Here is a 22,092-nt window from a genome sequence, read left to right as displayed (position 1 = left end):
GCGGCACGCGGTCCCGGCGGGCCCATGCTCACTGGCAGAAGGTGCCGCCATGGCGGCGCGGTTCGAGATCGAGATGGAAATGCAAGGCATGGTCGGCGTCGGCGCCTGGTCCGAGCACCGTCTTGAACGGTCCGCAGGCGGCCTTGCGCACGGCGTTGAGGAATTTCGCGTCCTTTTCCGGCGGCGTCGGGCCGACTTCGATCTTCTTGCCGTCCGACAGCGTGAAGCTGGCGATGTCGAGCGCGTTGCCGAAGGCGTGTTCCGAGAGTTTTCTGGTGCCGTGGCGCGGCCGGCAGACAAAGGCCGATGCCTGGCCGATCGATTTCAGATCCGCGCCGAATTCGGCTTTCGCCTCCGGCTGGATGACATTGGCGGCGAAACGCGCCGCCGCTTCGGCCATCGGGCAATTGAGCTCGGTGCCGGGGCCGATGGCGATCGACTTGCCGAGTGTCTTCAGCACGATCGGGTAGGGGATCGAGCAGCCGATTTCGGCATTGCTTTCCGCCTTGTGTTCCTCGAACTCGACGCCGAGCGTCTTCAGCCGCTCCCGGCAAGCGACTTCCTCGTCGGGCATCTTCTCGTCGGGCAGATCGGCCGAGCGCGGATCGGGCAGCATTTTCTCGTCGCCTGCATCCGCCGGCTTTTGCGGCGGCTGCGGGGCGACAACCGGCGGCTCAACTTCGGGCTCCGCGGTCCCAGGCTTTGGTGGTGGCGTCGGCGCCACAGAAGGCGGTTCAGGGGTGTTTTCCGTATTGGCCGATGGTTCGGGGCGCGCCTGCTTTTCTCGATGCGGCTTTTCTTGATTGGACCGGTCAACCGCTCCGCCGCTCTTTGGAGCTTGCGTCTTCATCTCCTCCTTCTTTGAAACGTCGGCCTTCTGCGCGTCTGCGGGACGTGGCTCCGGCACCGGAACCTCAGTTGGGGATGTCAACGGATCCTGCGTTTTCTGCTGTACCTTTGTCGGGCCCGGCGTGACGTGCTGGGAGCCCCGCCGTTTCAGACGATGCTTGCCCCGCGGTTCCAGCGGCTGATCGGCCCGCAGCGACATCGGCTGCTCCACCTGGGGCTTGTGGTGCCGATGGCGATGTCTGGCGTCGGCGGGCGTAACCAGCACAGCCGCGATGGCTACGACCAGTGCAATCCTGCAGGTTTGGGAAAAAGCAATCGACCCCATGGCCGTCAACGGCGCGGACGCAAGGTGGTTGCCTTGGCCCCATCACGAACGGTAACCACGGTGTTACGCGCCGATCGCTTCCAGCCCTTCCTCCAGCCAGTCGGCAAGCAGCGGCATGCCAAGCAGGTACTTCGCCGTGCGTTTGTTGGCGCGCTCGCGCGCCGCGGCAAGCGCATCCGCCCACTCGGTGCCATCGTAGTCGCCGCGACCGATCCAGGCCAGGGCGATGAGTTCGGCTGCTTCATCGACATTGAGGTCGTTGATCAGCTCGCGCAACTCTTCCTCGGTGAGGTTTTCGGAACTTTCCTCGGCGAGGCCGTCATGATGGTGGTTGGCATGCGCCTCGCCGTCGAGTTCGACCTCGTGCTCGGCGCCACCGGCATAGTCTTCATTGACGGCGGCACTCAATGCCTTGGCCTTGAGGATGAACAGGCGCACGGTGTCGGGGCCGATCGAAAGCTCCCAATCCTTTTCAAGGCGCCGCTGCACAGCCCGTCTCCGTCAGGTCGTTTGCTCGAATGATAGCGGATTTGCAGCATCCGTCACCTGATGTTCTCCGATATGCTTTTTTTCCGGGATGAAACCCAGGGCGTCCGGCGTTAGTGTTGCATTCTCACCCCTCAAGGAGGCTTCGATGCATAAAAGAATTCTGATCCAGGCGGCGACTGCCCTTGTCGCGCTGCAGTTCTTTGCTGTTCCGGTGTTCGCCGCCGGCAGTAGTGGCGGCAGCGATCAGACCGTGACGCAGTGCAAGAAGGGCGAAGTCTGGGACAAGAAGAAGAAAAAGTGCGTCGCACCCCAGGAAGGTATGCTGGACGACGACAGCATCTATGATGCCGGTCATTCGCTGGCGCTGGCCGGGCGCTATGACGAGGCGATCGCCGTGCTCAGTCTCGCTGCCAACAAGCAGGATCCGCGCATCCTCAACTATCTCGGCTATTCGCACCGCCATTCCGGCCGCGTCACCGTCGGCCTCGGCTATTATGAGGAAGCGCTGCGCATCGACCCCAACTACACGCTGGTGCGCGAATATCTCGGCGAAGCGCATCTGCAGATCGGCGATCTGGCCGGCGCCCAGCAGCAGTTGATGGAAATCGAGAAGCGGACCGGCAAGGGTTCGCGCGAATACGGTATGCTGTCGGAGCAGATCGACCATTTCATGCGGAGCTGATTTCGGCGCCTAATATTTCTCAATCCGGCCGCGAGCGATCGCGGCCGGATTTTTTGTTGCCGGCCATTGCCGGTTCGTATCTGCCGCGACCGCATGTACGAAAGCAGCGACGGCATTTGTGAAAGCAGCGGATCATTTTCGCAAAACCGATTTTTGGGCGTGAAAAACCCGCGAAGATTGCTATATTCAGGGAAATTGCGGTGAAACGGTTCCGTTAGCCCGAGGCTCTCGGACCGTTTTCTTTTTGTACCCATCGACAAGGCTTTCCCCGAAACGCGGGGGTGGCAGCAGGAAAGGTCAGGCATCATGAACAAGGTCCCGATGACAGGCGAGGGGTTCGCGTCATTGAAGGAAGAGCTGCGCTGGCGCCAGCAGGAGGAGCGGCCGCGCATCATCGAGGCGATCTCCGAGGCGCGCTCGCATGGCGACCTTTCCGAAAATGCCGAATACCATGCCGCAAAAGAGGCGCAGAGCCTCAACGAGGGCCGGGTCAACGAGCTTGAAGATTATATCGCGCGCGCCGAAGTGATTGATGTCAGCAAGCTCAGCGGCGACAAGGTCAAGTTCGGCGCCACCGTGGTGCTGGTCGACGAGGACACCGAGGAAAAGAAGACCTACCGGATCGTCGGCGATCAGGAAGCCGACGTGAAGTCCGGCCGCATCTCAATCTCCTCGCCGATCGCGCGCGCGCTCATCGGCAAGGAAGTCGGCGACGCCATCGAGGTCAACGCGCCAGGCGGCGCAAGGGGTTACGAGATCGTCCAGGTGCAGTTCATCTAGGGGATTTGAGAGGCCCGATCTGCCCTTCAAGCGAAGGCTGCGCCGCCCCTCATCGCCCTGCCGGGCACTTCTCCCCGTATAGTGACGGGGAGAAGGACGCCTTGTCCGATGATTTCCCTAATTTTCAGCGTTCGCAAATATCCGCCAACTTTGCGCTCCGCTCCCTTCTCCCCGTCACTATACGGGGAGAAGGTGCCGGCAGGCAGATGAGGGGCAGCACTAACATTTCCAATTGAATTGATTGAATAAATCAATCCGCCTGGCTAAGCGCCAGCAGCCTCTCTGCCTCCGCCACCACTTCCGCCGGTGTTAAATGGTCCCCGGGTGCGGCTAAAAGCGTCGATGCATACGGTCCGCGCGGCCCGGTCAAACCCGGCTCGGTGGCAAGAAAAACCGCGACCGTCGGCAGGCCGAAGGCACTGGCGAGATGGGTTAGGCCGGTGTCGGCGCCGATGACCAGCGTCGAGCGGCCGATGATCGCGGCGATGTCGGCGAGCGGCGATTTGGGCACCACGACCGTTGACGGAATGGCTCCGGCGATCGCTTCGGCGACGGCCTTCTCGCGCCCGTTCGACCATGTGGTGACCGGCGTCATTTCCCGCTCAGCCAGCAGACGGGCGGTTTCGATCCAGTCTTGGACCGACCATTTCTTGTCTTCGCGGCTGGTGCCGTGCAGCAGGAAGGCGATTTTTCCGGCGACGCCGGCCAGATTGCCGGGCGGCGGGACGATGCCGGAGTCCAAAGTCGAAAGATCGGGCTGGTAGCCGAGCGCCTGCCCGAACAGCCGCCGCGTGCGTTCGATGGCGTGCAGGTCACGCGGCACGGCGTAAGTGACGTCGTAGAACAGCGTCGCTGAAGGTTCGCGCGCGCTCGACCGGTCGAAGCCAGCGATCGGCGCGCCGGCCTGCCTGGCCACCAGGGCTGATTTCAGCAGGCCTTGCGCATCGATGACGAGGTCGTAGCGGCAATCGCGCAAGGTGCGGCGCAAGGCGGCCGCTTCGCACCATGTGCCGCCGTCGAGCAATGTCTTGCGCCAGCGCCGGATCGCCACCGTGTGGATTCTGTCGATCGCCGGATGCAGCGCCACGATGCCGGCGAATGCCTCTTCCACGCACCAGTCGAAGGAAATGTCCGGCCTGACAAGGCGGGCATCCTCGACGGCCGGAAAGGTGTGGATGACATCGCCCATCGACGACGTCTTGACGATGAGGACCCTCATGCGGCTGCCGGGATTTCCAGCAGGCGTTTCGCCGCCGCCGCGACCTGCTCGACTTCAAGCGTCTTCAGGCAGTTGAGATGGCCAAGCGGACACACCTTCTGGTGGCAAGGCGAGCAGGACAGGCCGAGCCAGACCAGTTCGCGCCGTTCCGCCAGCGGCGGCGTATTTTGCGGCGAGGTCGAGCCGTAGACGGCAACGATCGGCGTGCCGACGGCGGCGGCGACATGCATCAGCCCGCTGTCGTTGGACACCGCCAGCCTTGCCGCCGAGATCAGGTCGATGGCGTCCTCCAACCGGGTCTGGCCGGCGAGGTCGACAACGCCGGGGGCGAGAGCTGCGATCTCCGCCGCCACGTCGCGGTCGTTCTTCGAGCCGAACAGCGCGACCTTCAAACCCTTCGCCATAAGATCACGGGCAAGCCCGGCATAGTTTTCGCTGGGCCAGCGCTTTGCCGGGCCGAACTCGGCACCAGGCATCAGTGCTGCGAATTTCTGCGGCGCGAGCCCGAAGCGGTCGAGCAGGGCGGCCTGGTTGTTCGCGTCTACGGTCAGGTGTGGCGGCCGGAAATTGCCGCCCTGGGCAAGGCCGAAATAAGCCTGCGCCGTGCGTCGTTTGACGCTGTCGGGCAGCGGCACGATGTCGGTCAGCAGGCCGTAGCGCATTTCGCGCAAGTAGCCGAAACGGCGCGGAATGCGGGCAAAGAACGGGATCAGCGCCGATTTCCAGCTGCCCGGCAGGACATAGGCCATGTCGTAGCGGCCGCGCAGCAGTCGGCCAAAACGCCGGCGAATGGTGAATTCCAGCGCGCCGGGCTTGAGCGGAAAGTCGATCTGCTGGCGGATTTCGGGCATGCGCTTGACCAGCGGTGCGGCCCAGGCCGGCGCCAGCACATCGATCGCGGCGTTGGGATGAAGCTCTTTCAGCGCCGAAAACAGGCACTGCGCCATCACCATGTCGCCCACCCAACGTGGGCCGATCACGAGGATCGTTGGGCTTTCAGCCATTCGACATAGTCTCTGACACCGGTTTCCACTGTCCGGAATTGGCCATTGTAGCCGACCGCGCGCAAACGGGACATATCAGCTTGCGTAAAGCTCTGGTAGCTGCCCTTGAGATGGTCGGGGAATTCGATGAACTCGATCTCGCCTTTACCCAACGTGTCGATGACGGTTTCGGCAATGGCGCGGAAGGCCTGGGCGCGACCGGTGCCGCAGTTGAAGATACCGCTCGATCCGCGCTTCCACAGCCACAGATTGACGTCGGCGACGTCGCCGACATGGATGAAATCGCGGCTCTGCTCGCCCGGTCCGAACCCATCATAGGCGCCGAACAACTTCGGGTTCTCGCCCCGCTCGACCTGGTTGAACAGGTGGAAGGCGACAGAGGCCATGGCGCCCTTGTGCGCCTCGCGCGGGCCATAGACGTTGAAGTAGCGCAAGCCCGCAACCTGCGCATGATCGGTATCGAAGACGGTGCGCCGGACATAGTCATCGAACAGCTTCTTGGAATAGGCATACACGTTGAGCGGCCGCTCGAGCGCCGGGTCTTCGCGAAAATCGGCGCCACCGCCATAAACGGAAGCCGAGGAGGCGTAGAGGAAGGGCACGCGCAGCGCCTGGCAGGCATGCAGCAGCCGCTTCGAGAAGGCGTAGTTCACCTCCATCATGAACTTGCCATTCCACTCGGTGGTGGTCGAGCAGGCGCCCTGGTGGAACACGGCCTCGATGGGGCCGAACGAGCCTGCCTCCATGCGGCCCAGGAAATCGTCCTTGTCGAGATAGTCGGCGATGCGCAGATCGGCGAGATTGGCGATCTTGTGGCCATCGGTGAGGTCGTCGACGACGAGGATGTCGTCATGGCCTTCGGCATTCAGCGCGACGACGATGTTGGAGCCGATCATGCCGGCGCCGCCCGTAACGATGATCATGTTGTTGGCCCTAATACGCGTTTCGCTTGCCGATTCCGGCCCTTATAAGGGAGGTAGGGTGGGCTGTCGATAAAGCAGGCAGCGAAGCGGATGTCACAGTGGCGCCGCAAAGCTTCCGCTTCAGTCGGTTTGTGCCGCCCGGCATGATCGTGAGGGACAAAAGAATGCCGTCGACCGAACTGCTCATCGCGTTTTTCGCCACCACGGCGATCTTCGCCTACATTCCCGGCCCGGCCATGCTCTACGCCGCCGCGCAGACAATGGCGCGCGGCCGCTGGTCCGGGCTGACGGCAGCACTAGGCATTCATCTGGGCGGTTATGTGCATGTCTTTGCCGCTGCCGCAGGTCTGTCGGTGCTGTTTCACGCCGTGCCGACGCTCTACATGGCGGTCAAGCTGGTCGGCGCGCTCTACCTGATCTGGCTCGGCGTTTTGCTGTTCCGCAAGCGCGTCGAGGGCGACATGGCGCTGCCCGCAATCGAGCGGAAATCGGCGCGGCGCGCCTTTTTCGAGAGCATCGCCGTCGAGGTGCTCAATCCCAAGACGGCGATCTTCTTCATGGCCTTCCTGCCGCAGTTCATCGATGCCTCGGCGGCGCTACCGGTCTGGCTGCAGTTCGTCGTGTTGGGCACAATCGTCAATCTGATGTTCTCTTCGGCCGATATCGTTTGTGTGTTCTTGGCCGGTGCCGTGATCGGCCGCTTGCGGCGTTCGAGCCGCGCACAGCGCCTGATGCAGCGGGCCGGTGGGGCGGTGCTGGTCGGGCTGGGTGTCCATGTCGCCCTGCAGAAGAGCTGACCCGCCGGCCGTCACAGTGATGGCCAGCCGTTGCGCTGCGTGGATTTGCGGTATATCGGCTTCGCCATGAACGATCCGGCCCGTCAATTGACGACTACCCGCAAGATTGAAATCGGCCTTTTCCACGCGTTGCCAGTGACATGATCAAGCACAATCCGCCTTCTCCTGAACCCCTGCACCGCGCCATTGCGCGGTTCGGCCAGGCCACCGTGCTGGTGGTCGGCGACTTCATCCTCGACCGGTTCGTCAACGGCGTGATCGAGCGGATCTCGCCGGAAGCGCCGATCCCGGTGCTGCACGGGCGCGGCGAAACCTCGACGATGGGCGGCGCCGGCAATGTCGTCGCCAACATCGTCTCGCTCGGCGCATCCGCTGTTCCCGTGTCGGTGATCGGCGCCGACGCTGCCGGCGACAATCTCGTGCGCATGCTGCGCGAACTCGGTGCCGACACAGCGGGCCTGGCGCAGGAGCGTGGCCGCATGACCTCGTCAAAGAGCCGCTTCAGCGCGCTCAACCAGCAGGTGCTGCGCTTCGACGAGGAGGAGATCAAGCCGCTCGACGCTGCGGAGCGTGACGGCCTGATTCAGCATTTCCGCGCGGCGCTGACGCGCGCCGACATCGTCATCCTGTCCGACTATGGCAAGGGCATATTGCTCGACGGCGTCGCCGGCGACTTGATCACCATCTGCCGTGAGGTGGGGAAGCCGGTGCTGGTCGATCCGAAGGGCCGCGACTATGCGCGTTATGCCGGGGCGACCGCCATCACCCCCAACCGCAAGGAGCTTGGCGAAGCTGTCGGCCGTGCGGTGTTCGCCGACGACGAGATCGTGGAAGCGGCACGCCAGCTGATTTCCGCGCATGGCTTCGACTTGGTCGTGGCGACGCGCAGCGAAAAGGGCATGAGCGTGATCGACTCGACCGAGGCGCGCCACATCGCCACCCAGGCGCGCGAAGTGTTCGACGTTTCGGGCGCCGGCGACACGGTGATCGCGAGCTTTGCATTGGCACTGGCGGCCGGCGCCGACCCTGCCGCGGCGGCATCGATCGCCAATGCCGCCGGCGGCGTCGTGGTGGGCAAGCGCGGCACCGCGCGGCTGACGGTCGAGGAACTCACCGGTGCGCTGTTCCGATCGCACGGGCCGACCGCCCACAAGGATGCCATCCTCGACGCTACGTCGGCCGCGCGCATGGTCGCGGCGTGGAAGGAGGAGGGCTTGAGCGTCGGCTTCACCAATGGCTGCTTCGACATCCTGCATGCCGGTCATGTCAGTCTCTTGCACGCGGCGCGAAGCCAGTGCGACCGGCTGGTGCTTGGCCTCAACAGCGATGCTTCGGTACGGCGGCTGAAGGGCGCCGGGCGGCCGGTCAACGACCAGCATGACCGCGCCTGCGTGCTCGCCGCCCTTGCCTCGGTCGATGCGGTCGTGGTGTTCGAGGAGGACACGCCCTTGGCACTGATCGAAGCGCTGCTGCCCGATATACTGGTCAAGGGCGCCGACTACACGATCGACACCGTGGTTGGTGCCGATGTGGTGCGGAAGGCGGGCGGCCGCGTCGTGCTGATCGATCTCGTCGCCGGCAAAAGCACCACCAACACCATCGGCAAATTGCGCGCCGGCGGCACCACAAGCTGAGGAATTCATGTCTGACCTGAACGACTACCTGGTCCGCTCGGCGGCCGCCATTTCCGCCATGGTCGAGCGCGACCTGACCAGCGAGATGGAGCGGGCGGTGAGCGCCGTCGTGACGGCTCTTTCGCAGGGCAAAGCCTTGCTGATCTGCGGCAATGGCGGCTCTGCCAGCGATGCCATCCACATCGCCGGCGAACTGGTCGGCCGCTTCCTCAAGGAGCGCAAGGCCTATAATGTCATCGCGCTGCCGGCCAATGCCGCGGTGCTGACCGCCTGGGGCAATGACTATGGCTTCGACACGGTGTTTTCGCGCCAGGTCGAGGCGCATGGCTCTGCGGGCGGCGTGCTGCTGGCAATCTCGACCAGCGGCAATTCGCCGAGCATTCTCGCAGCCGCCGAACAGGCGCGGATGATGGACATGACGGTGATCAGCCTGACCGGCGACACCGGGGGCAAGCTCAAGCCGCTATCGGACATCCTGCTCAACGTGCCCTCGACCTCGACGCCAATCATCCAGCAGGGGCATCTTTGCCTCTATCACCATCTGTGCGAAGTGGTCGAAGCGCGCCTCAGCAATGGCTGACGGGGTGCGGTCGTGAAGCCCGAACCCTATCCGCTACAGGAGCCCGGACTGTGGGTCGAGCGGATCGATACCAGGATTTTTCCGACCGGCACGCCGGCGCTGTTTCTCGACCGCGACGGCACCATCAATGTCGACACCGGCTATCCCGATGACCCGGCCAAAATGGTGCTGCGCGACGATATCGCCGCAGCGATCGGTGCCGCCAATCGGGCCGGCATTCCCGTTATCATCGTCACCAACCAGTCGGGCATTGCGCGCGGCTACTACGGCTGGAGCGATTTCGCCGCCGTCAATGGCCGCGTGCTCGACCTGCTGCGCGCCGACAAAGCGTTGGTGGATATGGTCCTTGCCTGCGCCTATCACGAGGCGGGCGAGGGGCCGCTGGCGATCGCCGATCATCCGATGCGCAAACCCAATCCCGGCATGCTGCTGGAGGCGGCCAAACGTCTCGGGCTCGATCTGCAGAAATCGCTGATCGTCGGCGACAAGCCGGCGGACATGGAAGCGGGACAGCGCGCCGGCCTCTCGCGGGGCTGGCTGGTCGACGGCGAAGCAGCTGTTCAATCGGGCTTTACAGTCCGGCCCTGGCGCGACCGCGAGGATTTGGGTGGCCTGCTCGCCGCAATATCGGCACTCGGTGCTGCGTCATGATCCCGAAAAGTGGAACCCGGTTTTCGGACAAGATCGTGCTCAAACACCGTCCGTGACGGTTCAAGTCGGATCGTTGTCTCGCGAAGCTTCATAAAGCTTGGCCTCGGTGGCGAACGAATACACCATCACCATCATCGAATAGACGAAGCCATGCCGGCCGCACAGGAAGTAGCGCTTGGCCAGGTAGAATTTCAGGAAGTTGCCGAGCGGCGACAGGACCAGCCTTATCAAGCCTGGCTTCTTGCCTCTCTCGACCAAAGTGGCAACCTTGAGGCTGGAGTAGGTGTTGGCCCTTGCCAGGTCCTCCGCGATAGTCATTTCGCGGCGATGCAGCAACACGCCATTTTCAATCGTGCCGGTTTCGCCCGGCACCTCGAACGATTCATGGACCCGCAGGTCAACATCCATGGTGGCCTTGTCGCGGCGGAAAAGACGCAGCAGCCTGTTGTGCAGCACCCAGCGGTGCGCATAGCCATAACCTTTCAGCTTGTCGCGGCGCCTTACGAACCATCCGTCGATGGTGTTGTTCTGAGGCTGCGTCACGGTCATGATCGACTGCCTGAGCAGGTCGTCAACGGCCTCGTCGGCTTCAATCGAAAGGCACCATGGCTGCGTGGTTTGATCAAGCGCGAATTGCCGCTGACGTGGGAAACCCGGCCAGTCGTTGTGAAACAGCCTTATCGGGTAGCCCTTGGCGATAAACTCCTGAATGATGTCCAGGGTGCTATCGGTCGAACCCGAGTCGACGACGATGATCTCGGCGCAGAAGTCGACGCTTTCCAGGCACTGGCCGATCATGTCGGCTTCGTTCATGCAGATAACAAGCGCCGAAACCGGGCTAGAAAATCGAGTCATGATCCCCACTCTACGGCACACGGTTCTGGGAAATTACGCTGCTTGCGCCACCTGTCTTTACTCAATCCCGGACGAAAAACCCGTCACACTTCCTGAAATGCCTTAGGAACCAACAAAGCACCACATCTGGCAGAACGTTCCGGCTTTCTACACCAGAGCCTGTCGATTGCGAAAGCGGCCCTGATATGGCGAAGCCGGGAATTCGCATCGACCGGGCACGATGTGGTGCTGCCGTCGACCAGCCTCAAGGCTGTGCAAACGAGACCAGGCCTTCGTCCTTGACCCGGCGGATGGTGAGCGCGGTGCGCACCGTGTCGACATTCGGGGTCGAGGTCAGCTCCTCGATGACAAAGGTCTGGAAGGCGCCGAGGTCGCTCGCCACGCAGTGCAGCAGGAAATCGGATTCACCCGACACCATCCAGGCGTCGCGCACGATGGGCCAGCCGCGGGTGCGCTCGGCAAAGGTGCGCAGTTCGGCGTCGGCCTGGTGATGCAGGCCGATCAGGCAGAAGGCGACGACATCGAGGCCAAGCGCTGGCGCGTTGAGCAGGGCGCGGTAGCCGCGGATAATGCCGGCTTCCTCCAGCCGCTTGACGCGGCGCAGGCATGGCGGCGCCGAAATGCCAACGCGGTTCGACAGTTCGACATTGGTCATGCGCCCATCGGCCTGAAGCTCGCGCAGGATCTTCCAGTCGATGGCGTCGAGATCGGCCTTGAGCGGCATGAGGGCTCTCGATAAGTCAGGGGCAATACGCAAGAATCTTGCGTGATCTTGTAATTAAACGACTTCGCTGTCCATTCCATCCCTTGCTCGGATTAATTCGGCCGATCAAAGCGGCGACAGGGTGCGACAAAGCTTTCCGGGGACGAATGCCAACCTGCCTTGCTGGCGTCGTGAGCAACACTTACATTACGCGCGATATCGACGAGTTTTCCATGCCGCAATTGCCGGCAGCCCTCCGCAGAGGCTTCCAGATGACCACCAAGCACGCGCCCGTTCTCATCATCGGTTCCGGCCCCGCCGGCTATACGGCGGCGGTCTACGCCGCCCGCGCCATGCTGAAGCCGATGCTGGTCGCCGGCTTACAGCAGGGCGGGCAGCTGATGATCACCACCGATGTCGAGAACTATCCCGGCTTCGCCGACCCCATCCAGGGTCCGTGGCTGATGGAGCAGATGCTGAAGCAGGCCGAGCACGTCGGCACCGACATCATCAACGACATCATCACCGAGGTCGACCTCAATGTGCGACCGTTCCGCGCCAAGGGCGATTCCGGCACCACCTACACCGCCGACGCGCTGATCATCGCCACCGGCGCCCAGGCCAAATGGCTGGGCATTCCGACCGAACAGACCTTCATGGGCTTCGGCGTGTCGGCCTGCGCCACCTGCGACGGCTTCTTCTACCGCGGCAAGGATGTCGCGGTGATCGGCGGCGGCAATTCGGCGGTGGAAGAGGCGCTCTACCTGTCGAACCTCGCCAAGAGCGTGACGGTCATCCACAGGCGCAACGATTTCCGCGCCGAGCGCATCCTGCGCGAGCGGCTCCTGAAGAAGGACAATGTCCGCGTCATCTGGGACACGGTCGTCGACGAGATCACGGGCCGTCCCGGCAAGGCGCCGCTGCCGCCTTCAGTCGAAGGGCTGAAGCTGCGCAACGCGGTCACCGGCCAGGAAACGCATCTCAAGGTCGACGGCGTGTTCGTGGCCATCGGCCACGCGCCGGCTGTAGAATTGTTTGCCGGCAAGCTGAAGCAGAAGCCGAACGGCTATCTATGGACGGCGCCGGATTCGACCCGTACGGATGTTCCGGGCGTGTTCGCAGCTGGCGACGTGACCGACGACATCTACCGCCAGGCGGTGACAGCGGCGGGGCTCGGCTGCATGGCGGCACTCGAGGCGGAGAAGTATCTGGCGGGTATCGAAGTGCACCGCGAAGCGGCCGAGTAGAGAGTTCAGAAGGCGACTTAGAAACGCCGTGTAAAAGCCTGATTTTTCATTCAGACGCCAAAAACAGAACGAGGGGTAGCATGGCGTTGGACTGGGACAAGCTACGCGTGTTTCACGCTGCGGCGGAGGCGGGGTCGTTTACCCATGCGGCCGAGACATTGCATCTGTCGCAATCGGCGATCTCCAGGCAGGTTAGCGCGCTCGAACATGATGTGGGCGTGCCGCTGTTCAACCGCCACGCCCGCGGGCTGGTGCTGACCGAGCAGGGCGAAATGCTGTTCCGCACGGCGCATGACGTGCTGATGAAGCTCGAAACCATCAAGTCGCGGTTGACCGAGACCAAGGATCGCCCGTCCGGCGTGCTCAGGGTGACGACCACCGTCGGGCTGGGCGCCGGCTGGCTAACCGAGCGTGTGCAGGAGTTCATCGAGCTCTATCCCGAAATCAGCCTGCAGCTGATCCTCGCCAATGAGGAACTCGACCTCACCATGCGGCAGGCCGATTGCGCCATCCGGCTGCGCCAGCCGCAGCAGCCGGACCTGATCCAGCGCCGCCTGTTCACCGTGCACTTCCACCTCTATGCCTCGCCCACCTATGTCGCCAAGCACGGCAAGCCGGCTTCGGTGGCCGAGCTGAAGAGCCATCGCATCGTCACCTTCGGCGTGCCGGTGCCGTCGCATCTGTCGGAGCTGAACTGGCTGGAAACGATTGGCGATTTCGAAGGCGGACAAAGGGTGCCGACGCTGCAGATCAACGACATATTGTCGATCAAGCGCGCGGTGCAGGGCGGCGCGGGCATCGCCATGCTGCCCGACTATGTGATCAGCAAGGACTCCGACCTGGTGCAATTGCTGCCGGAAACCGAGGTGCCGTCCTTCGACACCTATTTCGCTTATCCGGACGCGATGAAGAACCAGGCCAAGCTGCACGTCTTTCGCGATTTCATCATAGCCAAGGCCCGTAGCTGGTCTTTCTGATCCACCCCTGGCGTTCGACTTTCTGATCTTCATCCTGTTCTAAAATCACCCCCGCCAGGGCGTCAGCCGCGGCAGCCAGCCGGGCACGCCGCGGCGATAGGCCTCGTATTGCGCGCCGTAGCGGCGGGCCAATGTCGGCTCCTCGTAGAGCCGGACGAACGACACCATGGCGACCGCGCCGATGATCGCGTAGGCGGCAAGCGTCCAACTCGAGAACAGCAGCGCCTGGCCGAGGATGATCGACAGCACCGCGACATACATCGGGTTACGGACATGGCGGTAGATGCCGCCGATCACCAGTCTCTCGGTCGGCGCAACCGGAGCGGGCGTGCCCAGCCCCTCGAGTGCAAAGCGGCTGAAGGCATGCAGCAGTGCAGCGATCGCGGCGACGATCAGGAGCCCGCCAACAGGCACAAAGCCGGGCAGGCTCGACCATGGCAGGCCCCAGCGATCGGTCAACAGCCAGGGCACCAGCCCGGCAACCACGCCGGGTGCGGCGATGAAGAACGCCGCGCTGCCGGCGATCGCCGAAAACGTTCGCATTGGGTGCTTCCTCCCCGATTGCCTGATAAATGAACGGCTGCTGCCTGCTTCCACATCATTGCGCGGTTTTGGCATTTTGGGACAGAAACCGATCGCGATTGGCGATTCTGTAGTGAGAATCGAGCCTCCGTACGCTCCGTATCGCTGATTTTGCTGGTCCTATTGGTCTCGGATATGGGTTAGACCACAGCCTGCGTCTTTTTGCATGCGTGTGTTGCAAAATAGATGCTTGTTTCTTGGGCATGATGAGCAGATATATAGATCATCTCCTGGGCGCGTTCTCCTCCCATTAGCGCCCTAGAGTGTTCCCCTCTGGAGGTTAGCCTTAACAGGCACTTCCAATCAAACTCAGCCGGATCTTCATTGATCCGGCTTTTTTGTTGCCCGGGCCCTGCCGGAGCAACTCGAAAATTCATCAGAATTGCCACGTAACAGTGACATGTAACCTCAGGTAACATGACATGGACGCCCGACACGTGCTATTCAGACCATAGGACGCGGTGTGGTCGTGCGGGAGATGGGGGCATCACTCGAACGGCCCGGGCTCAGGCGGCTACCGCGTCCGAACCATTTCCGCCGCCGAAGCCCGGCGGCGCCAGATGCGGCGGACCTTCCGTTTTGCCTCCTGGGAAACGGTCCGCGAATAAAACGACGTCCGGTCCCCGCCGGGCGTCGTTTTCATTTTGGCCCCCCTCGAACCCGGGTTCGAGGGGGAAGACCGAATCAGGCAGCCTTGCCGTTGGCATTCATCGCTTCGTCGGCGAGACGCCCGGTGAGTTCGGCCATGTGGTCGAAGACGGCGCGGTAGCTGGCGACGCCAGCGGTCGCCGAGCGCAACTCGATGATCAGGTCGCCGATCTCGGCCTGCGGCATGGTTGCCTCGACAACATCCCATCCCGGCCAGTCAGGCCGCGCATCATAGCCGAGGATCTGGCCGCGCCGCTGCGGGATGAGCGCGATGATCTTCGAGGTCGCGTCGGAGGGCGTGACGATCTCTACCTTCATCACCGGTTCCAGAAGCACCGGCGAGCAGGCGGCCATGCCTTCCTTCATCGCCAGCCTGGCCGCCATCTGGAAGGCCATGTCGGAGGAATCGACCGCGTGGTAGGAACCGTCCGACAGGTTGACGGCGACATCGACGACGGGAAAGCCGAGCGGGCCCGACTTCAGATAGTCGCGCACGCCAGTCTCGACCGACTGGATGTAGGTCTTCGGTACGACGCCACCGGTGATGGTGTCGGTGAACTGGAAGCCGGAGCCGCGTGGCAGCGGTTTGATCTCGATCACCACGTCGCCGAACTGGCCATGGCCGCCAGACTGTTTCTTGTGCCGGCCGCGCTGCTGCGCCGATTTTCGGATCGTCTCGCGATAGGGCACCGCCGGCGCATGGCCTTCGACCGGGATCTGGTTCTTGCCTTCCAGCCGCTCGCGCACGACGCGCAGATGCATCTCGCCATGGCCAGACAGCACGGTCTCGGCGGAGTCCTGGTTGTGGCGCAGACTAAGCGAGGGGTCTTCCTCCGCCAGCCGCTGGATGGCGGCCGACATCTTCACTTCGTCCTTGCGCTCCTTGGGGCGTAGCGCGAATGCGAAGACCGGCTGCGGCGGCTCGAACTCAAGCAGCGGCTTGATGCCGCCCTTGGCCGAACTCAGCGTCTGGCCGGTCTTGACCTCATCCAGCTTGCCCAGCGCCACCGTGTCGCCGGCCTTGGCAATGGTGAGCTTGAACTGGTCCTTGCCGAGCATTCGGTAGATGCCGGAAACCTTCGCCGTGTTGCCGCCGGGCAGCCAGAGTTCGGAGCCGTCGACGACCTGGCCGGACAGGATGCGCGACACCGACAGCTTGCCGCCATGCGGCGTGTGGATGGTCTTCATCACCTGAGCCACTGTGGCCGCGCCGTCGGGCGCGCCGAGCCGCTTGCGGGTCGCCTCGATGTCGGGCGCGTCGTGGCGGATCGCCTTCAATAGGCGCAGCACGCCGTTGCCTTTCTCGGCGGTGCCGATCAGCACCGGCGTCACCGCGCCATCGCGCAGATCGGCGGCGAGGTCGTCGAAGACGGCGTCCTTGGGCGGCTCGATCTCCTCAAGCAATTGTTCCATCAGCCGGTCGTCATGGTCGGCCAGGGTCTCAAGCATGGAGAAGCGCGCCTCCAGTTCGCGCGCCTTGTCGTCGCCAGGTATCTCGGCCACTTCGCTTTCGGCATATTCGCGATAGATGTAGGCGCGCTCCAGCGCCAGGTCGATCGAGCCGATGACGACGCCATCCTTGCGCAGCGGAATCTGGCGCAGCAGCAGCGGCACGGCGCTGGCCGGCTGCAGCATCTTCAACGTGTCGCGCACGCCGGCGATTGCCTTGTCGACCTTGTTGAGGAACAGGATGCGCGGCACGCCGAGATCGTCGAGCCTGCGCATGATGAGCTGCAGGGCAGGAATCTTCTTTTCGTCGGCCTCGGCAACGACCACCGCGAGGTCGCAGGCGGCCAGCACCGGCTCGGCCTCGAAGGAGAATTCGATGGAGCCGGGACAATCGACGAAAGTAAGCTGCTCGCCCATGAATTCGGTGGTGGCGAAGGTCGCCTCGACGCTCATCGCGTGGGCCCGCGCCTCTGGCGAATGATCTGAAACGGTGTTGCCCGATGAGACGGGGTTTTGTCGGGGGATTGAGCCCGTGCGGGCCAATATGGCTTCGAGAAGTGTCGTCTTACCGCTGGCGAAGGGACCGATTATGGCAATGCATTTCGGTCCCGTGCGTCGTCCTCCGGCGCGAGTACCCATGACTGACCTCCACTCAGGCGTTTCCCGTAGGACCGACTGGCATGCATGGTTCAGGCGTGGTCAATCGGTCCTGAGCGGCGGCCGGCCTGTTCGACCGTCGCGGGCGGGGTTCTTTTGGTTTCGCCACCTGCCCGAAACCATCGTCCCACTTGTTTGCCGGCAGGGCAAGAAAAATAGAAACTCTTCGGCGTGGCCTCAGGCGCTTAGTGCCAGCGGCTCGGCATTGACGACGCGCAGCTGACCAAGCTTGTCGCGCGGCGCCGGCCGGCCGAAGAAATAACCCTGGAAACGATTGCAGCCGGCGGCCTTGGCCAAGGCGAAAAGCCCTGGTCTTGCGGCGGTGCGCGAAACGGCCGGTTGCGCCTGGGATGATATCGGCCGAGAATGCATTTTGCGTCAAATGTACCGCGTCGTTTGATACCGATCGCTTCACCAGTTCCAGGATCACCCGATGAAGATCATTGCCTGCGGCAGCGTGCCGACCATCATAGCGCCGGAAAAGTACTTCACGGGCCGTGTGTTGCAGACGCCCATCATCGAGAAGGAGGCGCCGGCGCGGCTGCGGGCCACGCTGGTCAGCTTCGAGCCGGGCGCGCGCACCGTCTGGCATACGCATCCGCTCGGCCAGACGCTCTATGTCACCTCAGGCGCCGGCCTTGCCCAGACATGGGGCGAGCCGGTCCAGGAGATCAGGGCCGGCGACGTGATCTCGTTCGCGCCTGGCGAAAAGCACTGGCACGGTGCGGCGCCGAAATCGGCGATGACGCATATCGCCATGCAGGAGGCGCTGGACGGTGTCCACGCCGACTGGCTGGAAGAGGTGACGTCAGTCCAATATGGCGGCTGAGTGCGAGCCTGTGAGGCGGCGTCGTTGCCAACAAAAAACCCGGCGGTGAAGCCGGGTTTTCAATTCCAAGACTGGCGCGATCAGGTCAGCGATGCCGTGAAGCGCTGGATGCGCGTGCAGGCTTCTTCAAGCAGCGTCTCCGAAGTGGCGTAGGAGATGCGGAAGTTGGGGCCGAGGCCAAAGGCCGAGCCGAACACCACAGCGACGCCCTCGGCCTCGAGCAGTTCCGAGCAGAAGGTTTCGTCGGTGTCGATCAGCTTGCCGGCTTTGGTCTTCTTGCCGATCAGCTGGGCGCAGGACGGATAAACGTAGAAGGCGCCTTCCGGCGAAGGGCAGGTTATGCCGCGCGCCTGGTTGAGCATCGACACGACGAGATCGCGCCGGCCCTGGAAGATCGCCTTGTTCCTGGCGATGAAGTCCTGCGGGCCGTTGAGCGCCTCGACCGATGCCCATTGCGCGATGGTGCAGGCGCCCGAGGTCTGCTGGCCCTGGATCATGTCCATAGCCTTGATCAGCGCCACCGGACCGGCGGCATAGCCGATGCGCCAGCCGGTCATGGCATAGGCTTTCGACACGCCGTTCATGGTCAGCGTGCGCTCGTAGAGCTTCGGCTCGACTTCGGCGATGGTCTTGAAGACGAAGTCGCCATAGGTCAGGTGCTCGTACATGTCGTCGGTCAGCGTCCAGACATGCGGATGCTTCAACAGCACGTCGGCCAGCGCGCGCAGTTCAGCCTCCGTATAGGCGGCACCCGACGGGTTCGACGGCGAGTTCATCAGCAGCCATTTGGTGCGTGGCGTGATTGCCTTTTCCAGCACAGCGGCGGTCAGCTTGAAGCCGTTGTCGATCGAGGTGTCGGCAAACACGGAGGTGCCGCCGCAGATCGCCACCATCTCGGGATAGCTGACCCAGTAGGGGCGCGGGATGATGACCTCGTCGCCGGGGTTCAGTGTCGCCATGAAGGCGTTGAACAGGATCTGCTTGCCGCCGGTGCCGACAATGGTCTGCTCGGGCTTGTAATCGAGATTGTTCTCGCGCTTGAACTTCTTCGCGATCGCCTCGCGCAGCGGCACGATGCCGGAAACCGGCGGATACTTGGTTTCGCCACGGCGGATCGCCTCGATCGCCGCATTCTTGATGTTGTCGGGCGTATCGAAATCCGGCTCGCCGGCGCCGAGGCCGATAATGTCACGGCCGGCATTTTTCAGCTCGCGCGCTTTCTGCGTCACCGCAATGGTCGCGGAAGGCTTTACGCGGGAAAGGGCGTCGGCGAGAAAGGCCATGACCGGATATCTCCAAATAGGGTCGGCGCGGGCCGGGAGCGGCCGCGGCGCTTCTCATGTCGCATGATTTCGCGCAGTGCAAGCATTGTCGGCTGATCCAGGCCTCAAGGACCCGTGATCGGCAACGATAAATTCATTAACGGGCGGTAGAGGCTTGCGTGACAGGATCACAGTTGACCGCCAGTTTGCGGAGCGAGGAACCGTGTCGCGCAGCATCGGGCTTGCCCACATCATCCGTCAGGACGACGGCACCTCCACCGGTGTCTGGGGCATCTACACGCTGCAAAGCGCCTTCCAGCCGATCTTCGCCTTCAACGAGGGCAAGCTGTCGGTGGCCGCGTTCGAAGGGCTGATCCGGCCGTTCCGCGACGGCGAGCCGCAATCGCCGATGAGTTTTTTCAGCACCTGTCCGGCCGCCGACCGCCTGCATATCGAGGCGCTGACTAGGACGCTGCATCTTCTGAACGCCGGCGCTTGTTTGCCGGAAGAGGCATCGGTCTTCGTCAATTTCGACCCGTCGGTGTTCACAGAGCGCACCGTTGCCGACATTGCCTTGCGCGAAATGCGGCTGGTGTTGCACGAGGCTGGCATCGATCCGCGCCGCGTGGTCTGCGAAGTGACCGAGCAGCGGTCGGCGTCGCAGGAGACCCTGCACAGTTTCGTCGCCGCACTGCGGGCCAACGGCTTTCGCATCGCCGTCGACGACTATGGCGCCGATGATTCCGACATCAACCGCATCAAGGAGCTGAAGCCCGACATCGTCAAATTCGACGCCTTCTGGATCACGCAGCTGATGGAGTCCGGCGCCGGCTTCGCGCTGCTGACCACCATGGTGAAAAGTTTCGAGCAGCAAGGCATCCGCACGGTGTTCGAGGGCATCGAGGAGGGCTGGCAACTGGAACTCGCCGAGAAATCGGGAGCGTCGATGGTGCAGGGTTTCGTGCTGGCGCGGCCGGAACTTGCGCCGACAAGCTTTCGCGTCTTCGGCAAAACCACGCACCAAACCGGGCCCGCGGTCGTTGAAGCCGCGCCTGTCCAACCTGCCTCACCGCACGCGACACGGCCGGCGAAAGCCTTCGGGCGCAGGGTGGTGCCATGAGGCGCGAGCGGCGGCGCGATGTCGGCAACGCGATCCAGGTCGACGAAGTCGGTATCGAATACGGCATCCATGGCGAGTTCCGGCTGCGCAGCGCCTATCAGCCGATTTTCGCGCCGCGCGGTCGCTTCCTTCACGCTGTCGCGGTCGAGGCCCTGATCGAGCCGCACCGTGCCGGCCGCCCCGGTGCGCCGAAGGTGTTTTTCGAAAGCATCGCCGCTGCGGACCGGCTGTTTGTCGAGACGATGTGCCGGGTGCTTCATCTCAGGAATTTTCATAACATCGGCGTCGATGGGCTCGATCTGTTCTTCAACTACAATCCGCTGATCAACGACCATCCCGGGCGGGCGCTGGCCGAGATCCGGCTGATGACCAGGTATCTCGGCGATTTCGGCCTCGCGCCGGGGATGCTGGTCTGCGAAATCACCGAACAGGCGGCCGACGACGCGCTTCTCATCCGACTGGTGCGCGAAATGCGGCGCGACGGCATCCGCATCGCCATCGACGATTTCGGCACCGGCCACTCGACGGAGGAGCGGGTCAGCCTGCTCCACCCCGACATCGTCAAGATCGACGGCACCTGGTTCGCCGAGTTCTGCCGCCATGCCGCCGCCGAACGGTTCTTCCGCCCGCTGGTTTCGACCTTGCACGACCGTGGTGCCAAGGTGCTGGTCGAAGGCATCGAGCAGCCCACACATCTCCGCGTCGCGCTCGAAGGCGGCGTCGACCTGCTGCAGGGGTTCCTTCTCGCCCGCCCGGCGCTGGCCGGCACGATCTTCAACGAAGAGCCGCTCGCCGTCGACACGCTGCTTGGCAGGGACAACAAGGTTGTGCCGCTGTTCGGCTAGGGCGTGTCGATATTCAGGTGAGGCCGGCCTGCAAACGGCAGCTTCCTGCGCTTCCGGTACTCACGTACCTAAAAGTACGCTCCGTTCCGGTTCTCGGAACCCACCGTTCTCGACTCGGCCTGACCTGAATCTCAACACGCCCTTGAACGCCCTCATACGTTCACACATCAGCTGCGCTGATGGTCGTGCCAAAACAAATCATTGGTTGTGGCGGGAGCCGCTGCGATAATCGCGACGGCAGAGGCAGCGCACGGGGGCACGGCAATGATACTCTACAGCATGATCGACAGCGGCAATTGCTACAAGCCGCGCCTGCTGATGGCCAAGCTTGGCCTCGCCTTCACCAATGTCGAGGTGAGTTCGCATACAGGTGATACCCGCAAGCCCGACTATGTCGCCAAGAACCCGAACGCCATGGTGCCGCTGCTCGAGCTCGACGACTGCCGGCGGCTGGCCGAATCCAATGCCATCCTGCTCTATCTCGCCGAGGGCACGCGCTTCCTGCCGGCGGACAGATATCAACGGGGGCTGGCCTATCAATGGCTGTTCTTCGAGCAATATAGCCACGAGCCCTATATTGCCGTTCGCAAAGCACTGCTGACCTTTCCCGAACGCGCCCGGGATGCGACGCCGGAGCGGCTGGCGGTGACGCTGGAGCGTGGCAACAAGGCGCTCGGCGTGATGAACAAACATCTGGAAACCAATGCGTTCTTCGCTGGCGGTGCCTACAGCGTCGCCGACATCGCGCTCTATGCCTATACGCATACGGCAGGGCAGGGCGGCTTCCAGCTTGACGCGTATCCAGCGGTGGCAGACTGGCTTGGCCGGGTGGAAGCGGATCCGGGGCATGTGCCGATGGACTGGGTGGGGTGAGCAACTTAGCCAATTGTCGGCGTCTGAACCCCAGACAAACAAAAAGGCGGGATAAATCCCGCCTTCCCATTTTCGGTAGCCTGATCGGGAGCGTCCGGTCCGGTCTGGCAGC

Annotated in this window: 22 protein-coding genes; 12 read left to right on the top strand and 10 right to left on the bottom strand. The window is 63.1% G+C overall.

Annotated elements, in window-relative coordinates:
* Nucleotides 1-28: 28 nt before the first annotated feature.
* Entirely contained in the window at nucleotides 29-1,060 is a 1,032-nt protein-coding gene (locus HNQ71_RS21240; RefSeq protein ID WP_184874604.1) for an extensin family protein, read from the bottom strand.
* Nucleotides 1,061-1,237: 177 nt separating this feature from the next.
* Nucleotides 1,238-1,663 (bottom strand): DUF3775 domain-containing protein, encoded by a 426-nt coding sequence (locus HNQ71_RS21235; protein WP_184874603.1) that lies wholly within the window; start codon nucleotides 1,661-1,663, stop codon nucleotides 1,238-1,240.
* 145 nt (nucleotides 1,664-1,808) lie between these two features.
* Between HNQ71_RS21235 and HNQ71_RS21230 the strand changes: the two genes are divergently transcribed.
* Together HNQ71_RS21230 and greA are read left to right on the top strand one after the other, a co-directional pair.
* Complete coding sequence (locus HNQ71_RS21230) at nucleotides 1,809-2,345, top strand: tetratricopeptide repeat protein (protein ID WP_184874602.1); 537 nt, start codon at nucleotides 1,809-1,811, stop codon at nucleotides 2,343-2,345.
* 306 nt (nucleotides 2,346-2,651) lie between these two features.
* Nucleotides 2,652-3,125: a transcription elongation factor GreA gene (gene greA / locus HNQ71_RS21225; RefSeq protein ID WP_095090920.1), complete on the top strand. Its 474-nt coding sequence runs from the start codon at nucleotides 2,652-2,654 to the stop codon at nucleotides 3,123-3,125.
* A gap of 250 nt (nucleotides 3,126-3,375) precedes the next feature.
* On the opposite strand, the gene waaC is transcribed toward greA, so the two are convergent.
* From waaC to rfaD, 3 genes are read right to left on the bottom strand one after another with little or no spacing between them, the layout of a single operon-like run.
* Nucleotides 3,376-4,344, bottom strand: coding sequence for a lipopolysaccharide heptosyltransferase I (waaC, locus tag HNQ71_RS21220; protein ID WP_184874601.1), 969 nt, complete (start codon nucleotides 4,342-4,344; stop codon nucleotides 3,376-3,378).
* Entirely contained in the window at nucleotides 4,341-5,348 is a 1,008-nt protein-coding gene (gene waaF, locus HNQ71_RS21215) for a lipopolysaccharide heptosyltransferase II (RefSeq protein ID WP_184874600.1), read from the bottom strand. The genes waaC and waaF overlap by 4 nt, the downstream gene beginning before the upstream one ends.
* Nucleotides 5,321-6,271 carry an ADP-glyceromanno-heptose 6-epimerase gene (gene rfaD / locus HNQ71_RS21210; RefSeq protein WP_184874599.1) on the bottom strand — a complete coding sequence of 317 codons (951 nt, stop codon included), beginning with the start codon at nucleotides 6,269-6,271 and terminating at the stop codon, nucleotides 5,321-5,323. The genes waaF and rfaD overlap by 28 nt, the downstream gene beginning before the upstream one ends.
* 164 nt (nucleotides 6,272-6,435) lie before the next feature.
* Between rfaD and HNQ71_RS21205 the strand changes: the two genes are divergently transcribed.
* The 4 genes from HNQ71_RS21205 to HNQ71_RS21190 all read left to right on the top strand — a co-directional run bounded on the left by HNQ71_RS21205 (nucleotide 6,436) and on the right by HNQ71_RS21190 (nucleotide 9,933).
* Nucleotides 6,436-7,068, top strand: a complete 633-nt coding sequence (locus HNQ71_RS21205) for a LysE family translocator (protein WP_184874598.1) — start codon at nucleotides 6,436-6,438, stop codon at nucleotides 7,066-7,068.
* Between the two features lie 140 nt (nucleotides 7,069-7,208).
* Complete coding sequence (gene rfaE1 / locus HNQ71_RS21200) at nucleotides 7,209-8,702, top strand: D-glycero-beta-D-manno-heptose-7-phosphate kinase (protein WP_184874597.1); 1,494 nt, start codon at nucleotides 7,209-7,211, stop codon at nucleotides 8,700-8,702.
* A gap of 7 nt (nucleotides 8,703-8,709) precedes the next feature.
* Nucleotides 8,710-9,282 (top strand): D-sedoheptulose-7-phosphate isomerase, encoded by a 573-nt coding sequence (locus tag HNQ71_RS21195; RefSeq protein ID WP_184874596.1) that lies wholly within the window; start codon nucleotides 8,710-8,712, stop codon nucleotides 9,280-9,282.
* A gap of 12 nt (nucleotides 9,283-9,294) precedes the next feature.
* Entirely contained in the window at nucleotides 9,295-9,933 is a 639-nt protein-coding gene (locus tag HNQ71_RS21190; protein ID WP_184874595.1) for an HAD-IIIA family hydrolase, read from the top strand.
* Between the two features lie 60 nt (nucleotides 9,934-9,993).
* On the opposite strand, the gene HNQ71_RS21185 is transcribed toward HNQ71_RS21190, so the two are convergent.
* Nucleotides 9,994-10,788 (bottom strand): glycosyltransferase family 2 protein, encoded by a 795-nt coding sequence (locus HNQ71_RS21185; RefSeq protein ID WP_184874594.1) that lies wholly within the window; start codon nucleotides 10,786-10,788, stop codon nucleotides 9,994-9,996.
* A gap of 244 nt (nucleotides 10,789-11,032) precedes the next feature.
* On the bottom strand, nucleotides 11,033-11,512 hold the full coding sequence (locus tag HNQ71_RS21180; protein ID WP_095090929.1) for an Lrp/AsnC family transcriptional regulator: 480 nt from the start codon (nucleotides 11,510-11,512) through the stop codon (nucleotides 11,033-11,035).
* Nucleotides 11,513-11,763: 251 nt separating this feature from the next.
* On the opposite strand from HNQ71_RS21180, the gene trxB reads away from it, so the two are divergent.
* Together trxB and HNQ71_RS21170 are read left to right on the top strand one after the other, a co-directional pair.
* The gene (gene trxB / locus HNQ71_RS21175; RefSeq protein WP_184874868.1) at nucleotides 11,764-12,738 is read left to right on the top strand and encodes a thioredoxin-disulfide reductase; all 975 of its coding nucleotides are present in this window, start codon (nucleotides 11,764-11,766) and stop codon (nucleotides 12,736-12,738) included.
* A gap of 80 nt (nucleotides 12,739-12,818) precedes the next feature.
* Entirely contained in the window at nucleotides 12,819-13,715 is an 897-nt protein-coding gene (locus HNQ71_RS21170; protein WP_184874593.1) for a LysR family transcriptional regulator, read from the top strand.
* Between the two features lie 45 nt (nucleotides 13,716-13,760).
* Here HNQ71_RS21170 and HNQ71_RS21165 read toward each other — a convergent pair whose 3' ends face one another.
* The gene (locus tag HNQ71_RS21165; protein ID WP_184874592.1) at nucleotides 13,761-14,258 is read right to left on the bottom strand and encodes a methyltransferase family protein; all 498 of its coding nucleotides are present in this window, start codon (nucleotides 14,256-14,258) and stop codon (nucleotides 13,761-13,763) included.
* Between the two features lie 723 nt (nucleotides 14,259-14,981).
* The gene (locus tag HNQ71_RS21160) at nucleotides 14,982-17,033 is read right to left on the bottom strand and encodes an elongation factor G (protein ID WP_184874591.1); all 2,052 of its coding nucleotides are present in this window, start codon (nucleotides 17,031-17,033) and stop codon (nucleotides 14,982-14,984) included.
* A gap of 451 nt (nucleotides 17,034-17,484) precedes the next feature.
* On the opposite strand from HNQ71_RS21160, the gene HNQ71_RS21155 reads away from it, so the two are divergent.
* Nucleotides 17,485-17,880, top strand: coding sequence for a (R)-mandelonitrile lyase (locus HNQ71_RS21155; RefSeq protein ID WP_184874590.1), 396 nt, complete (start codon nucleotides 17,485-17,487; stop codon nucleotides 17,878-17,880).
* 80 nt (nucleotides 17,881-17,960) lie between these two features.
* Here the strand turns inward: HNQ71_RS21155 and HNQ71_RS21150 are convergent, their stop codons facing one another.
* Nucleotides 17,961-19,163, bottom strand: a complete 1,203-nt coding sequence (locus HNQ71_RS21150) for a pyridoxal phosphate-dependent aminotransferase (protein WP_184874589.1) — start codon at nucleotides 19,161-19,163, stop codon at nucleotides 17,961-17,963.
* A gap of 202 nt (nucleotides 19,164-19,365) precedes the next feature.
* On the opposite strand from HNQ71_RS21150, the gene HNQ71_RS21145 reads away from it, so the two are divergent.
* From HNQ71_RS21145 to HNQ71_RS21135, 3 genes are all read left to right on the top strand, one after another.
* Nucleotides 19,366-20,262, top strand: coding sequence for an EAL domain-containing protein (locus HNQ71_RS21145; protein ID WP_184874588.1), 897 nt, complete (start codon nucleotides 19,366-19,368; stop codon nucleotides 20,260-20,262).
* Nucleotides 20,259-21,107, top strand: coding sequence for an EAL domain-containing protein (locus HNQ71_RS21140; RefSeq protein WP_184874587.1), 849 nt, complete (start codon nucleotides 20,259-20,261; stop codon nucleotides 21,105-21,107). The genes HNQ71_RS21145 and HNQ71_RS21140 overlap by 4 nt, the downstream gene beginning before the upstream one ends.
* 264 nt (nucleotides 21,108-21,371) lie before the next feature.
* Nucleotides 21,372-21,980, top strand: coding sequence for a glutathione S-transferase family protein (locus HNQ71_RS21135; RefSeq protein ID WP_184874586.1), 609 nt, complete (start codon nucleotides 21,372-21,374; stop codon nucleotides 21,978-21,980).
* The last annotated feature ends 112 nt before the right edge of the window (nucleotides 21,981-22,092 follow it).

This window comes from Mesorhizobium sangaii (genome assembly GCF_014207355.1).
GTDB classification, from domain to species: domain Bacteria; phylum Pseudomonadota; class Alphaproteobacteria; order Rhizobiales; family Rhizobiaceae; genus Mesorhizobium; species Mesorhizobium sangaii.
Note: the sequence above shows the minus strand (reverse complement) of the source record. Positions and strands in the feature narration are given on the sequence as shown.

Bases quoted from the DNA above. Each gene is read 5' to 3' on its own strand.
- HNQ71_RS21205 (WP_184874598.1), top strand. From the start codon at position 6,436: ATGCCGTCGACCGAACTGCTCATCGCGTTTTTCGCCACCACGGCGATC.
- HNQ71_RS21165 (WP_184874592.1), bottom strand. From the start codon at position 14,258: ATGCGAACGTTTTCGGCGATCGCCGGCAGCGCGGCGTTCTTCATCGCC.
- HNQ71_RS21140 (WP_184874587.1), top strand. From the start codon at position 20,259: ATGAGGCGCGAGCGGCGGCGCGATGTCGGCAACGCGATCCAGGTCGAC.
- HNQ71_RS21170 (WP_184874593.1), top strand. From the start codon at position 12,819: ATGGCGTTGGACTGGGACAAGCTACGCGTGTTTCACGCTGCGGCGGAG.
- HNQ71_RS21195 (WP_184874596.1), top strand. From the start codon at position 8,710: ATGTCTGACCTGAACGACTACCTGGTCCGCTCGGCGGCCGCCATTTCC.
- HNQ71_RS21230 (WP_184874602.1), top strand. From the start codon at position 1,809: ATGCATAAAAGAATTCTGATCCAGGCGGCGACTGCCCTTGTCGCGCTG.
- HNQ71_RS21150 (WP_184874589.1), bottom strand. From the start codon at position 19,163: ATGGCCTTTCTCGCCGACGCCCTTTCCCGCGTAAAGCCTTCCGCGACC.
- HNQ71_RS21155 (WP_184874590.1), top strand. From the start codon at position 17,485: ATGAAGATCATTGCCTGCGGCAGCGTGCCGACCATCATAGCGCCGGAA.
- trxB (WP_184874868.1), top strand. From the start codon at position 11,764: ATGACCACCAAGCACGCGCCCGTTCTCATCATCGGTTCCGGCCCCGCC.
- HNQ71_RS21180 (WP_095090929.1), bottom strand. From the start codon at position 11,512: ATGCCGCTCAAGGCCGATCTCGACGCCATCGACTGGAAGATCCTGCGC.
- greA (WP_095090920.1), top strand. From the start codon at position 2,652: ATGAACAAGGTCCCGATGACAGGCGAGGGGTTCGCGTCATTGAAGGAA.
- HNQ71_RS21160 (WP_184874591.1), bottom strand. From the start codon at position 17,033: ATGGGTACTCGCGCCGGAGGACGACGCACGGGACCGAAATGCATTGCC.
- HNQ71_RS21135 (WP_184874586.1), top strand. From the start codon at position 21,372: ATGATACTCTACAGCATGATCGACAGCGGCAATTGCTACAAGCCGCGC.
- HNQ71_RS21185 (WP_184874594.1), bottom strand. From the start codon at position 10,788: ATGACTCGATTTTCTAGCCCGGTTTCGGCGCTTGTTATCTGCATGAAC.
- rfaE1 (WP_184874597.1), top strand. From the start codon at position 7,209: ATGATCAAGCACAATCCGCCTTCTCCTGAACCCCTGCACCGCGCCATT.
- rfaD (WP_184874599.1), bottom strand. From the start codon at position 6,271: ATGATCATCGTTACGGGCGGCGCCGGCATGATCGGCTCCAACATCGTC.
- waaF (WP_184874600.1), bottom strand. From the start codon at position 5,348: ATGGCTGAAAGCCCAACGATCCTCGTGATCGGCCCACGTTGGGTGGGC.
- waaC (WP_184874601.1), bottom strand. From the start codon at position 4,344: ATGAGGGTCCTCATCGTCAAGACGTCGTCGATGGGCGATGTCATCCAC.